This window comes from Aeromonas sp. MTB (assembly GCF_056632455.1).
The window spans coordinates 3666456-3679880 of sequence record NZ_CP147026.1; the positions used below are offsets into that span (position 1 = coordinate 3666456).

Sequence of the window (13425 nt, forward strand, 5' to 3'; positions counted from 1 at the left end):
AGTAAAAAGCCAGCAATAAGCTGGCTCCTCTCTTAGATGCTGACGGACAGCAGGATCAACGCTTGTTCAGCGACTTGATCACCTTGTCCAGTACACCGTTGACAAACTTGTGGCTGTCATCGGCAGCAAAAGCTTTGGCCAGCTCGATCGCTTCGTTGATGACCACGCGCGGCGGTACATCATCACGACGGGTCAGCTCGTAGGTCGCCAGACGCAGGATCGCCTTGTCCACCATGTCCACTTCTTCCAGCGGACGGGAGAGGAAAGGTGCAAACACCTTGTCCAGCTCGCTGCAGTGGAGGGCTACCCCGAACAGCAGATCGCGGAAATAGTTCAGGTCTACACCCTTGGTGTCCTGATCGATCTTGAACTGCTCTTCGATGTCACCCACGTTAGCCTTGGTCATCTGCCACTGGTAGATGGCCTGGGTGGCGCAATGGCGGGCTTTACGGCGCTCAGACGGTTTCAATGTACTTCTCCTCGTTACACGTCCAGTTCTTTCAGGACGTTGATCATTTCGAGCGCTGCCAGTGCAGCCTCTGCACCCTTGTTACCCGCCTTGGTACCTGCACGCTCGATGGCTTGTTCAATGTTTTCAGTGGTCAGCACACCGAAGGCAACGGGAATTTCATATTCCATCATTACCTGGGCCATGCCCTTGCTGTTCTCGTTTGCCACCAGGTCGAAGTGGTAGGTGCCGCCACGGATGACAGTACCGACCGCCACGATGGCGTCGTATTGACCACTCTTGGCCAGCTTCTTGATGACCAATGGCATTTCAACCGCGCCCGGCACTTTTACCAGTGTCAGGTTGCTGTCCTGCACTTGACCTTGACGCTTCAGTACGTCCACCGCGCCGTTCACCAGACTGTCGTTGATGAAGCTGTTGAAACGGGCAACAACAATAGCAACACGCGCCTCAGGAGCGGCGATATTTCCTTCGATAACCTTCATTGGAAATCCTGTATCTGTGCAATCAAAAGGGCCGGAGTCAAAAGTGCGCACATTCTAGCACAACAGACCCACGACAAAAACCATGGCCGCAATAGACGGCCATGATCGCGATTTAACCAGTCCGGCGCGCTTACTCGCCGGTAAATTCCACGACTTCCAGACCGAAGCCACCCGGAAGGGGATGGTGCTTCTCTGGTAGAACCTTGAGTCCTTTACTCGCCGACGTACTCAACCACTTCCAGACCGAAACCACCGAGGGCATGGTACTTCTTCGGCGAGCTCAACAGGCGCATCTTGCTCACGCCAAGGGCCTTGAGGATCTGGGAACCCACACCAACCCGGCGCGAGGTGCCCTGCCACTTGGCTCCTTCCGGTGCTAGCCCCTTGTCGGCGGCTTCAAAACCCTTGACCCTAGCCAGCAGCTCGGCGCCATGGGATTCCGCCCCCAAAATCACCAGCACCCCGCCTTCGTCAGCGATGCGGGCCATGGATTTGGGCAGCGGCCAGCTACGGGCTGCATGGCGGTCGGTCAGCAGCAGATCGCTCAGCACATCGTGCAGATGAACCCGCACCAGGGTCGGCTGATCGGCCTGCACCTCACCCTTTTTCAGGGCGAAGTGAACCTGATTGTCGATAGTGTCGCGGAAGGTGATGAGGTCAAACTCGCCAAACTCGGTCGGCAACTTGCACTCGGCCACCTTCTCGACCGTGGTCTCGTGCTGGTTGCGGTACTCGATAAGGTCGGCAATGGTGCCGAGCTTGATGCCATGCTCCTCGGCGAACACCTCCAGATCCGGACGGCGCGCCATGGTGCCATCTTCGTTGAGGATCTCGACGATGACGGCGGCAGGCTCGAAACCGGCCAGACGAGCCAGATCGCAACCGGCTTCGGTGTGGCCGGCGCGGGTCAGCACGCCGCCATCCTGCGCCATCAGCGGGAAGATATGGCCCGGCTGCACCAGATCGGCCGCCTTGGCATTGGGCGCCACTGCCGCCTGCACGGTCACCGCACGATCGGCGGCTGAGATACCTGTGGTCACCCCTTCTGCCGCCTCGATGGAGACGGTAAAGGCGGTGGAAAACTGGGCATTGTTGCGATCCACCATCAGCGGCAGCGCCAATTGCTTGCAGCGATCCCGGGTCAGGGTCAGGCAGATGAGGCCACGGCCGTAGCGGGCCATGAAGTTGATATCCTCCGGACGGACGCAGGAGGCGGCCATGATGAGGTCCCCTTCGTTCTCCCTGTCTTCGTCATCCATCAGGATCACCATCTTGCCAGCCTTGATATCGGCAATGATTTCCTGGGTTGTGCTCAGCGCCATGGGCTACTCCATCAGTGTGCTTGGGGGTTGAGCCCGCAGGCTCAACGCAAATGCGTGTGTATGTTGCTCTAGATTGGGGCTAGCGGCTCCATTTCAATCAGAGCGGGATCACAGAAAATCGTTTTGGTGGCCAGATTTAGCGCACACCGTCAGAGAAAACCGGCCTTGGCCAGCGTCTCCATGGTCAGGGTCGAGGCGCTGCTCTCCTGACTTTTCCCCATCATCAGCCGCTCCAGATAGCGGGCGATCTGATCCACCTCGAGGTTGACCTTGCGGCCCGGCTTCCAGCTGGCGATGGTGGTCTCCTGGGCTGTGTGGGGCACGATGGTCAGACGGAAAAGGTCCCCCTGCACCGCGTTCACCGTGAGGCTGATGCCATCCACCGCAATGGAGCCCTTCTCGGCGATATAGCGGGAGAGCTCGCCCGGCGCCTTGACCCAGTACTCGATGGCGCGGCCGCTGCTGGAGACGCTTTTCACTTCCCCTACTCCGTCTACGTGGCCGGAGACCAGATGGCCGCCGAGGCGGGAGGTGGGCATCAGCGCCTTCTCCAGGTTGACCCGATCGCCCACCTTGGCGGCGGCAAAGCCGGTTCGGGAGAGGGTTTCCAGCGACACGTCGGCGGTATAGCTCTTGTCGCCGAGCGCCACGACGGTGAGGCAGACGCCGTTGGTGGCGATGGAGTCGCCCAGTTTGACGTCGCTAAAATCCAGACCTGGTGCGTGGACGGTGAGGGCCATGTCATCGCCCTGACGGCGCAGTTCGGCCAGGGTTCCCACCGCTTCGATAATTCCGGTAAACATGCAGATCACCTTGCTGATGACGGGGGCTGATTATGCCCCCTTGAACATTGATAAATCAGGCTATTTTGGCGGTAATGCGAATATCCGGCCCCACCATGCGCACGTCCTTGATGGCGAGCTTGGGCGCCTGGAACAGCCGGGTCAGGCCCGGCAGATGGAACAGGCCGCGCCCTTCGTCACCCATCAGTTTGGGTGCCTGATAGAGCACCAGCTCATCCACCAGCCCCTTCTCCAGCAGAGCGCCGCAGAGCCGCGGCCCCGACTCGACCAGTACCGAGTTGACGTTCTGCTTGGCCAACAGCATGAAGAGGCTGACCAGATCCAGCTTGCCATCCAGCAGTGGCAGCTCCAACTGCTGCACCCATGCGGGCCACTCGCCGGACGCCTTGTGCCGAGCCAGCAACACCGGGCTCTCGCTCTGGAACAGCGGCAAGTCGGGTGTGAGGCGGTTTTGCGAATCGACGATGACCCGCAGCGGCTGGCGCAGGGTCTCTTTGGGATAACTTGCCTTGACCGAGGGGGGTAGCTCGTCCCAGCGCACGGTCAGGGAAGCACCATCGGCCAGCACGGTTTCAGCGCTGGAGAGCACCGCATCGTGACGGGCCCGCAGCCGCTGCACGTCGCGGCGTGCATCCGGGGAGGTGATCCACTGGCTCTCGCCGCTCGCCATGGCGGTGCGGCCATCGAGGCTGGCCCCCAGCTTGACGGTCACCCGCGGGAAGGCGGTACGCATCCGCTTGAAAAAGCCCGGGTTGAGCGCTTCGGCTTCGCTCGCCAGCAGGCCGAAATCGGTCTTGATCCCCGCTTCGGAGAGCATCCGCAGGCCACGCCCACCCACCTGGGGATTGGGATCGACCATGGCCGCCACCACCCGCGCTACGCCAGCGTTGATCAGCGCCTCGGCGCAGGGGGGAGTACGACCATGATGGGAACAGGGTTCGAGAGTTACATAGGCGGTAGCGCCACGGGCGTTGTCACCGGCGGCGCGCAGGGCGTAGACCTCGGCATGGGGCTCGCCCGCCTTCTGATGCCACCCTTCGCCAACCACCACGCCATCTTTGACCAGCACGGCGCCGACGCAGGGGTTGGGGGCCGTGGTGTAGCGGCCGCGGCGGGCCAGTTCGAGGGCCCGACTCATCCATTGGTAATCATCTTGACTAAACATTCGGGCTCCTTTGACAACACATCTCGACTTTACGCAGTATCGTAGGTTCGATTAGCGCAGCGTAATCGGACGCAGCAACATGGGTGAGAATGGCGGTTTACTTCTCCAGCTTGGCGATCTCTTCGCCGAACTCGCGAATATCTTCGTGTCCTGAGGTAGAGAGGGGCGAAGCGGATATCCACTTGCCCATCCGATACCATCATTTCTCCAATTTGGCGATCTCTTCACCGAACTCGCGAATATCTTCGAAGCTGCGATAGACGGAGGCAAAGCGGATATAGGCCACCTTGTCCAGACTCTTGAGCTCATCCATCACCAGATTGCCCACCAGCTCGGAGGCGACCTCACGCTCACCGGTGGCACGCAGGCGGGATTTGATATGGTTGACCGCCTTTTCGATGGCCTCCATGCTCACCGGCCGCTTCTCCAGCGCCCGCAGGATGCCGGCGCGCAGCTTGTCTTCGTTGAACGGCTCGCGGGAACCGTTGGACTTGATGACGCGGGGCATCACCAGCTCGGCCATCTCGAAGGTGGTAAAACGCTCGTGACAGAGCAGACACTCACGACGGCGGCGCACCTGATGGCCTTCTGCCACCAGACGGGAATCGATCACCTTGGTATCAACCGCACTACAGAATGGGCAATGCATCGGACCTCCGGCGTTAATGGAACAGGGACCGGCCCGGCGGGCCAGGATCTAGGTCGGCCAGTGTAGCACGGCCATCCAAAACCGGTAAAAGCCAGAAAAAACAATGCCACCCGCAGGTGGCATTGGTCTCAAACCGGATGGTCTGACTTATCAGCCATAGACCGGGAAGCGGCGGCAGATATCCAGCACCTTCTCGCGTACGGTAGCCAGCACGGCATCGTTGTCGTGGTTGTCCAGTACGTCGCAGATCCAGTGGGTCAGCTCGATGGACTCGGCTTCCTTGAAACCGCGGCGGGTGATGGCCGGGGTACCGATCCGCACACCGGAGGTGACGAACGGGGAGCGCGGGTCGTTGGGCACGGAGTTCTTGTTGACGGTGATGTTGGCTTTGCCCAACGCAGCGTCAGCGTCCTTACCGGTCAGCTCGCGGCCGATCAGATCAACCAGCATCAGGTGGTTGTCGGTACCGCCGGAGACGATCTTGTAACCGCGCTCGATAAAGGTGGCGGCCATCGCCTTGGCGTTTTTGACGACCTGAGCCTGATAGGTCTTGAACTCCGGCTCCAGCGCCTCTTTGAAGGCAACGGCTTTACCGGCGATGACGTGCATCAGCGGGCCGCCCTGACCACCCGGGAAGACGGCAGAGTTGAGCTTCTTGTAGAGCTCCTCGTCGTCAGCAGCGGAGAGAATAAGACCACCGCGCGGACCGGCCAGGGTCTTGTGAGTGGTGGAGGTGACCACGTGAGCGTGGGGAACCGGGTTCGGGTAGACGCCAGCGGCGATCAGACCCGCCACGTGAGCCATGTCGACGAACAGGTAAGCACCGACCTTGTCGGCGATTTCGCGCATGCGGGCCCAGTCAACGATGCCGGAGTAGGCGGAGAAGCCACCGATCATCATCTTCGGCTTGTGCTCGACAGCCTGACGTTCCATGTCGTCGTAGTCGATCTTGCCGGACTCATCGATACCGTAAGGCACAATGTTGTAAAGCTTGCCGGAGAAGTTGACCGGAGAGCCGTGGGTCAGGTGACCACCGTGGGCCAGGTTCATGCCCAGTACGGTGTCGCCCGGCTGCAGCAGAGCCATGTAAACGGCGCTGTTGGCCTGAGAGCCGGAGTGCGGCTGCACGTTGGCGTAAGTGGCACCGAACAGCTCTTTGGCGCGCTCGATGGCCAGGGTTTCGACCACATCCACATACTCGCAACCACCGTAGTAACGCTTGGAGGGGTAACCTTCAGCGTACTTGTTGGTCAGCTGGGAGCCCTGAGCTTCCATGACACGGGGGCTGGTGTAGTTCTCAGACGCAATCAGCTCGATATGCTCTTCCTGACGACGGGTTTCGTCTGTGATGGCCTGCCACAATTGCGGATCATAATTGGCGATGGTCATGTCACGTTTCAACATCCGTTTCTCTCCTAAAAATCGTTTGCGCGTTAGGTGAAGTGGGCGCGGGCATTGTAACGTGAGCTGGATCAAAGAGACAGTCCAACCACCTAAAAAAATGTTGAATTTATGTTGTAAAAAGCAAGATTCCCTCCCCGTTCAATACCCTGGCCGCTCCGCCAAACGGCACATTTTTCATCCTGCGGCGGGCGGGCAAAACCCGAAGGGGATCACAGCGCCCTCTTTATCCATCCTGTAACATATTCATTCGAAACAAATTTAATGATGATGGAGCTGATTGCAGCCATGCATCCGAGGGGCTGCACCTAACCGGAGGAGTTCAAGATGGACCATCTGCTGACATTCGTGATCCTGGCTGTCTTTTTTCTGTTCTACTGGGTCTACTACACCAGCCAGCGCAAGCATGTCCCCACCACCTCGTGGGAGCAACTCCCCACCAAAGCCGAATATCTGGCGGCCCACCCTGAATCAGTCGATGGCGACATCATCTTCTGTTATCACTGCGGCCACCACGAGTTGCTGGAGGTAGGCATGGTGCACCTGACCGATTTTCGCCGGGAATGGGTCTGTGCCAAGTGCAAGCAGGTGCTGTTTCGCGAGATCGAATAACGGCGCAGGGGCTGGCCACCCCCTCTAAACGTTGTATAGCCAGCTGGGATCAGAACGGCGCATCCCTGTTGGCCGTCAGCCACTGCTGCAACCCGCTCACCGCCGCTTCAAATTGCGCCCCGATTGTCGCAGGCTCACCGCCTCCCGCCTCAAGAACCGCACAATGGCTGGCCAATTCGGTCAACCCCAGCGCCAGCGCACTCCCCTTGAGCTTGTGCGCCAGCTGACGTTGCTCACTTCCCTCACCCTGAGCCAACTTATCCACCAACACCCGCCCTTGCGACTCAAACAGCGCGACCAGCTGGCGGATCCGCGCCATGCCGAGCAGGGGCAGATCGGCATCCAGCACCGGATTGGCCCACTCGGGGTGGTTAGTTGGGGGCACGGCTATTGATAACTGCACCTGCGGCTCGATAGAGGCCCCTTCTTGCCGAAATAGTTGATCTATGGCGTTCGCCAGCACCGCCAGCCGCACCGGCTTGCCGACAAAATCGACAAACCCGGCGGCAAGGCAATGGCGGATATCCTCCGGATACATCTGGGCCGAGATAGCGATGGCGGGCAGCGGCCGCTCATGCATCTCTTCACTGATGGCGGCCAGATCCTCGCGCAGGGTCATGCCGTCCATATCGGGCAGATTGATATCAAGCAGCGCCAACTCGAAGGGGCGCTCGGTCACCAGCGCCAGCGCGCTGCGGCCATCCTCCGCCAGGGTGACGCGATGGCCGAGGCGGGTCAGCATGCCGTGCGCCACCAACCGGTTGATCTCGTTATCCTCCACCAGCAGGATGTCACGGGACTGGCCAAGGTGCAGCGGTTGCGCCTCGGCAGGCAGCTGGGCGCTCGAACGCTGCAACGGCAAACTGAAGCTGAATTCACACCCCTTGCCCGGTTCGCTGGCAAGGATCAGCTCGCCCCCCATGGCAGTCACCAGCTTGCGGCTGATCGCCAGTCCCAGCCCAGTGCCGCCCAGATGGCCTATATCACGCTTGCGCTGGCGAAACGCCTCGAACACCGCCTCCTGCTCATCGGCCGGAATGCCGGGGCCGGTATCGCGCACCACGAAGCGGATGCAGGGCTCGGCGCAAGGGCCTTGGCAGGCAAGGGGCGCCACCGTCAGGGTAATCTGGCCACGGGCGGTAAACTTGACCGCATTGCCGAGCAAGTTGCCGAGCACCTGGCGCAGCTTGCCTAGATCCCCCTCGACCACAGGCGCCAGCCCGGGCGCATATTCCAGCGCCAGGGTGACCCCCTTGGCCGCTGCCTTTGGCCGAAACAACGCGCAGAGCTCATCCACCAGCTGGAACAGGGGGAAGGGTTCGCGGCGCGCCTCCACATGGCCCGCCTCGATCTTGGAGTAGTCGAGAATGTCGTTGAGGATCTCCAGCAGGGATTCACCGCTGTGCTCGATGGCGGCCAGATAGTGCTGCTGGGTATCGCTGAGGTGGGTATCTTCCAGCAGCGTCAGGCCCCCGAGGATGCCGTTCATGGGGGTGCGGATCTCGTGGCTCATAGTGGCGAGAAACACCGACTTGGCGCGGTTGGCCTGCTCTGCCTCGGCGCGGGCCTGCCGCTGCTTCTCCACCTCCTCATTGAGCCGCTCGTTGGCGTGGCTGAGCTGGCCGGTGCGCTCCTCGACCCGCGACTCCAGCTCGCGCTGATAGCGGCCCAGCTCCACCGCATTGTCACGAAACACCTGTAAAGCTCGGCCCAGCTCCGCCAGCTCATCGCGCCCGGTGCTGGCGATCGGCTCAAGAGGTGCCAGATCCCCGCGCGCCAACCGGCTCATCCCCGCCACCGCCCGTTGCAGCGGCCAGACGATCCGGCCGTAGACCATGCGCCACATCAGCAGCATCAGCAGTAGCAGGGTGAGCAGGCCAATGCCCATCAGCGCCTGCTCCAGCAGCCTGAGGCGCTGGCTTAGCGCCTGCTGGCTCTGCCCCAGCGAATCGCGGGCACGGCTGACCAGCTCACCGACCTGCTGGTTGAGGCTGCTCATCAGGGCCTCATTGGCATTGGCCAGCACCCGCAGCGCCTCCCCCTTGCCGAGCCAGTCACTGCGCAGTTGCACCAGCTTGTCGCTTTGCGCCAGCACGGTCAGCGCCTGCTCCACCGCCTGCCGGCGGGCCGGGTCGGTCACTGCCCCGGCCCGCAGTTGCAAGATAGCCAGCTCCCGCTGCCCATCTTGCAATAGCGTTTGCAACTGTTCCTGCCGTTCGCTGCGCCACATCTCCTCGATGCGCTGCTGCTGCATCAGGGTGCGATGACGCAGCTCGGTCATCTGCTCCAGCCAGTCGAAATCCTGCTCCAGCAGGCGGTCCAGCGTCCGGGTCGCCTGCGCACCTTGTTGTTGGTAGAGGGAGCCCAATCCCGCCACCATCACGGTTTCGGCGTTCTCCATCTGACTGCGCGCCAGCTCGGCAATCTGCCCGGCCCCCGCCACCAGACGGGCCCGCTGCGCCTCCCCCTGTGCCATCAGGGTCAACCGCTCTCCCACCAGCCAGCCCTGCTGACCCAGATTACCGATAATGCTCTGGCTGAGCTGATCGAGGCTTGTTGAACCCTGCCCACGGCCAAGTTGTGCCAGTACCTGCTGCAACTGTTGCCCCTGCAGAGTGAGCAAGCGCCCCTGATGCTCCCGCTCCTGCTCGCTGGTTGCGGTGGCCAGCAGCCGTGACGCGCTCTGGATCTCACCGCTGAGGCGAGAGAGTGTGCGGGCCAGCTCCTGATCGGCCAGGGTCTGCTGCACCCCTTGCTCCAGCTGGCGCAGATGGCTAAGCCCCACCCAGCCCAGCAGGGAGGCACTCAGGGTCAACAACGCCATCAGGGAGAAGGCCAGCAGCAACTTGCCACCCAGGCCGGAAAAGATTCTCACGGGAAGTCCCTTGGTTGTGGTCGGCTTTGACCGGATAATATGGCCCAACACTTTAACAAAACCCCTGACCATGCGAAGCGTCTATCTCTCCCCGTTGTTGCTGATCTGGTTGCTAATGCTTCCCCGCGCCGCGCTCGCCTTTGCGGTCGATATCTGGCCCGGCGGCGAATTCAGCGGCCAGCCGCTGCGCCAGCAGTGGCAGGAACCCGCCGCCGCAACCAAACCGCTGACCCTCTGTGCACTCTACCCCCATCTGCGCGACGCCTACTGGCTCTCGGTCAATCAGGGCATGGTGGACGAGGCGAAGCGGTTGGGAGTCAAGTTGCAGATCCACGAAGCGGGGGGTTACGGCGCCCTCGCCGAGCAGCGCCAGCAGTTGCAGCGCTGCGTGCAGGAAGGGAGCGACGCCATCTTGTTCGGCGCGGTGAGCTATCAGGGCTTGCGCGAGGCCATCAAGGTCACGCCGCTGCCGGTCTTTGGGTTGGTCAACGATCTACCCAGCGGTCTGGTGCAAGCGAAGATGGGGGTCTCCTGGTACCAGATGGGCTGGCAAATTGGCCACTGGCTGGCGAAGCGCCACCCCGCCGGCAGCAAGCCGGTCTCGGTCGCCCTCTTCCCCGGCCCGCAGGCAAGCGGCGGCAACAACTTCGTCGAGCCGGGCTTTGCCGATGCCATCAAGGGGAGCGCCATCAAGCTGGTCACCACCGAGCGCGGCGACAACAGCCGGGAAATCCAGCGCACCCTGGTGCAGCAGACGCTGGCCCGCTATCCCGACCTCGACTATCTGGTGGGGGGCGCCATCGCCGCCGAAGTGGCGGTCAACGAGCTGGCGCAGCGCCATCTCGACAGGCCCCAGGTGCTGAGCACCTACTTCAGCCACGGGGTACAGCGGGGCCTGCGCCGGGGCAAGATCCTGGCCGCCAACAGCGATCAGATGCGGCTGCAGGGGCGCCTTGCGGTCGCTCAGGCGGTCTGCCTGCTGCAAGACCCTGATGCCAATGCCGAGCAGTGCCCGCGGGTGATGGGCCCCCCCATTCTGACGCTATCTGCACCGCTGGCCGACCCCGCCGATTCCCTCTCGGATGGCGCTTTTCGTCCCGTCTATCGGGTCGAATAGCCGTCCCAAATCCGATTAGCACACTCAAGGAGAAGAGATGAAAGAGTTACATGCCAGCTGCCTGTGCGGCGCCATCGCCCTGACCCTGCCGGATCAGTTCGACTATATGGGTAACTGCCACTGCAGCGAATGCCGCAAGTTTTCAGGGGGAGATTACGCCTCTGTAGGTGGACTGGATGGCAACAAGGTCACCATCGTAAAGGGGGAAGAGGCCATCGGCCGCTACCGGAAATCGGCAGAGACCACCCTGGCCTTCTGTCGTCACTGCGGCTCCAGCCTGTTCAGCCAGAAGAGCAGCAGCGGCAAGATCAACCTGCGGTTGGGGGTACTGGACGACGTGCCGAGCCAGCGACCCGCGTTTCACATCTTTGTCGGCTCCAAGGCGCCCTGGCACCAGATTGGCGATGACTGCCCGCAATTTGATACCCGCCCGCCGGTCTGATACCCGGTCAAACAGGTCAAGGCCACCGTAACGGGATCAGGAGGCTATCTCGCCGGCAAACAGATAGCCTTCACCATGGACGGTGACAAACAGCTGGGGATCCCGCGGATCCGCTTCCATCTTGCCGCGCAGCCGCCGGATCAACACGTCTATGGTGCGATCGCTCGGGCCATCGCCGCGATGGCTGATAAGGGTCAGGATCCGCTCCCGACTGAGCACCCGCCCGGCATGGGCGACAAAGGCCACCAGCACTTCATATTCGGCCTTGGTCAGACGCACCGGCACTCCGTCCTTGCTGAGCTGGCGACGGGGAATGTCAAAACGCCAGGGGCCAAAGCGCACCGCATCGTCAACCACCGCAGGCTCGCTCGGCGCGGCGGCCGCCAGCGAGATCCGCCACAGCAGATTCTTGACCCGCACCAGCAACTCCCGCAGCTCAAATGGCTTGGTGACATAGTCATCGGCCCCCATCTCGAGGCCGACAATCCGGTCCACCGCATCGCTGCGGCCGGTGACCAGAATGATCCCCACCGTGCTGCGCGCCCGCAGTTCACGGGTCAGCAGCAGACCATCTTCCCCCGGCAGGTTGATATCCAGCATCACCAGATCGACCGTCTGCTCCGCCAGCACGGCGCGCATCTCCTGGCCATTTTCGACCGCCGTCACCCGATAGCCCTCCCGCTCGAAATAGCCGGTCAGCTTCTCGCGGGTAACCGCATCATCTTCAACAACCAGAATGTGGTAGCTCATGGGCAGGGTTCACGATGGTCGACAAGGGAGGATTATTCTATTCACATTTTGTCATAAATACCCCTATTTCATTAATTTGTGGCGGCAGCCCTGTTCACAACGCCTCCCTATCATGGCTCCCATCAAAAAAGTGATGTGAGAGAGCATGATGAAAAAACTGTGGCACTTCCTGCGCACCCCCAGCCGTCGCTGGTCGGTACTGGCGCTGCTTCTGGTGGGCGTCGGCGTCACCCTCGCGGGCACCGTCGGCCTGCACTACGGCTTTGAGAAAACCAGCAGCCTCGAATTCTGTATCTCCTGCCACTCCATGAAAGACACCGTCTATCCGGAGTACAAGGAGTCCATCCACTTCAAGAATGCCTCAGGGGTACAGGCGGTCTGTACCGACTGTCATCAGCCGAAAGATTTCGTCGGCAAGGTGGCCCGCAAGATGGAGGCGGCCAACGACCTCTATCAGGAGTACATAGGCCACAGCATCGACACCCAGGAGAAGTTCGAGGACCGGCGCCTGCATCTGGCCGAGAAGGTGTGGGCACGGATGAGCAGCCAGAACTCCAAGACCTGCAAGTCCTGCCACAGCTACGACAACATGGATCACGCCAAGCAGTCCCCGGCGGCTGCGCTGGCGATGAAAGATGCGGCGGCGAAGAACATGAACTGCATCGAGTGCCACAAGGGCATCGCCCACGAACTGCCCAACATGGCGGGCGGCTTCCGGGCCACTTACGCCACTCTGGTCAACGACGCGCAAGAGGCGCCAGCCGCCGAGACCCTCTACAACCTGGGTGAAAAAGATCTCTATGCCAGCGAACAGAGCACCGACCCGGTCGGCAAACTGCTGCCCGCCTCCCGCATCGACGTGGTGGACCGCAGCGGCGATCGCCTCAAGGTGACCATCGAAGGGTGGCGCGAGAGCGATGGCAAGGGCCGGGTGCTGAGCGAATACATGGGCAAGCGGGTCTTCGTCGCCACCATCCGTGACGAACTGAAAGCGAGCGAGAAAGTGCTCAAACAGGAGACCGACAGCGCCACCCATATCAAGTGGGAACAGGTTCAGGTGCAAGCCTGGGTCGATGGCAAGGGCTTTGAGTCCTCGCTCAAACCGATCTGGGATTACGCTGGCGAGATGTACAAATCCACCTGCAACTCCTGCCACGGCGCGCCGGATCCCGCTCACTTCACTGCCAACGGCTGGATCTCGGGGCTCAAGGCGATGTCTGCCTACTATCGCCTGAGCAAGGAAGAGGAGCGCACCCTGCTCAAATACCTGCAAAATCATGCCGCCGATACCGGTGGTCAGGGCAGCCACTAAGTCCGGATTCGAAAGAGGAATAA

General features: G+C 61.4%; 13 protein-coding genes. 4 read left to right on the forward strand and 9 right to left on the reverse strand.

Annotation, left to right across the window (positions count from 1 at the left end):
* Nucleotides 1-55: 55 nt before the first annotated feature.
* The 7 genes from nusB to glyA all read right to left on the reverse strand — a co-directional run bounded on the left by nusB (nucleotide 56) and on the right by glyA (nucleotide 6297).
* Nucleotides 56-469, reverse strand: coding sequence for a transcription antitermination factor NusB (gene nusB / locus WBR25_RS16675; protein WP_005343514.1), 414 nt, complete (start codon nucleotides 467-469; stop codon nucleotides 56-58).
* A gap of 14 nt (nucleotides 470-483) precedes the next feature.
* Nucleotides 484-954: a 6,7-dimethyl-8-ribityllumazine synthase gene (gene ribH, locus WBR25_RS16680; RefSeq protein WP_005338866.1), complete on the reverse strand. Its 471-nt coding sequence runs from the start codon at nucleotides 952-954 to the stop codon at nucleotides 484-486.
* A gap of 212 nt (nucleotides 955-1166) precedes the next feature.
* On the reverse strand, nucleotides 1167-2276 hold the full coding sequence (ribBA, locus tag WBR25_RS16685; protein ID WP_005358461.1) for a bifunctional 3,4-dihydroxy-2-butanone-4-phosphate synthase/GTP cyclohydrolase II: 1110 nt from the start codon (nucleotides 2274-2276) through the stop codon (nucleotides 1167-1169).
* Between the two features lie 149 nt (nucleotides 2277-2425).
* Nucleotides 2426-3079: a riboflavin synthase gene (locus WBR25_RS16690; RefSeq protein WP_371166971.1), complete on the reverse strand. Its 654-nt coding sequence runs from the start codon at nucleotides 3077-3079 to the stop codon at nucleotides 2426-2428.
* A 55-nt stretch (nucleotides 3080-3134) separates the two neighbouring features.
* Complete coding sequence (gene ribD / locus WBR25_RS16695) at nucleotides 3135-4244, reverse strand: bifunctional diaminohydroxyphosphoribosylaminopyrimidine deaminase/5-amino-6-(5-phosphoribosylamino)uracil reductase RibD (RefSeq protein ID WP_279486015.1); 1110 nt, start codon at nucleotides 4242-4244, stop codon at nucleotides 3135-3137.
* Nucleotides 4245-4443: 199 nt separating this feature from the next.
* The gene (gene nrdR, locus WBR25_RS16700) at nucleotides 4444-4893 is read right to left on the reverse strand and encodes a transcriptional regulator NrdR (protein ID WP_005338880.1); all 450 of its coding nucleotides are present in this window, start codon (nucleotides 4891-4893) and stop codon (nucleotides 4444-4446) included.
* A gap of 150 nt (nucleotides 4894-5043) precedes the next feature.
* Entirely contained in the window at nucleotides 5044-6297 is a 1254-nt protein-coding gene (gene glyA / locus WBR25_RS16705) for a serine hydroxymethyltransferase (RefSeq protein WP_005338884.1), read from the reverse strand.
* Between the two features lie 324 nt (nucleotides 6298-6621).
* Here glyA and WBR25_RS16710 point away from each other — a divergent pair, with 324 nt between their 5' ends.
* Nucleotides 6622-6906: a hypothetical protein gene (locus WBR25_RS16710; RefSeq protein WP_019445934.1), complete on the forward strand. Its 285-nt coding sequence runs from the start codon at nucleotides 6622-6624 to the stop codon at nucleotides 6904-6906.
* Nucleotides 6907-6955: 49 nt separating this feature from the next.
* Here the strand turns inward: WBR25_RS16710 and torS are convergent, their stop codons facing one another.
* Complete coding sequence (gene torS / locus WBR25_RS16715) at nucleotides 6956-9781, reverse strand: TMAO reductase system sensor histidine kinase/response regulator TorS (RefSeq protein WP_479748664.1); 2826 nt, start codon at nucleotides 9779-9781, stop codon at nucleotides 6956-6958.
* Between the two features lie 70 nt (nucleotides 9782-9851).
* Between torS and torT the strand changes: the two genes are divergently transcribed.
* Both torT and WBR25_RS16725 read left to right on the forward strand, forming a co-directional pair.
* Nucleotides 9852-10898 carry a TMAO reductase system periplasmic protein TorT gene (gene torT / locus WBR25_RS16720; RefSeq protein WP_479748665.1) on the forward strand — a complete coding sequence of 349 codons (1047 nt, stop codon included), beginning with the start codon at nucleotides 9852-9854 and terminating at the stop codon, nucleotides 10896-10898.
* 37 nt (nucleotides 10899-10935) lie between these two features.
* On the forward strand, nucleotides 10936-11340 hold the full coding sequence (locus WBR25_RS16725; protein ID WP_040095811.1) for a GFA family protein: 405 nt from the start codon (nucleotides 10936-10938) through the stop codon (nucleotides 11338-11340).
* A 36-nt stretch (nucleotides 11341-11376) separates the two neighbouring features.
* Here the strand turns inward: WBR25_RS16725 and torR are convergent, their stop codons facing one another.
* The gene (torR, locus tag WBR25_RS16730; protein WP_021230387.1) at nucleotides 11377-12090 is read right to left on the reverse strand and encodes a two-component system response regulator TorR; all 714 of its coding nucleotides are present in this window, start codon (nucleotides 12088-12090) and stop codon (nucleotides 11377-11379) included.
* Nucleotides 12091-12235: 145 nt separating this feature from the next.
* Between torR and torC the strand changes: the two genes are divergently transcribed.
* On the forward strand, nucleotides 12236-13402 hold the full coding sequence (gene torC / locus WBR25_RS16735) for a pentaheme c-type cytochrome TorC (protein ID WP_005343495.1): 1167 nt from the start codon (nucleotides 12236-12238) through the stop codon (nucleotides 13400-13402).
* Nucleotides 13403-13425 lie beyond the last annotated feature (23 nt).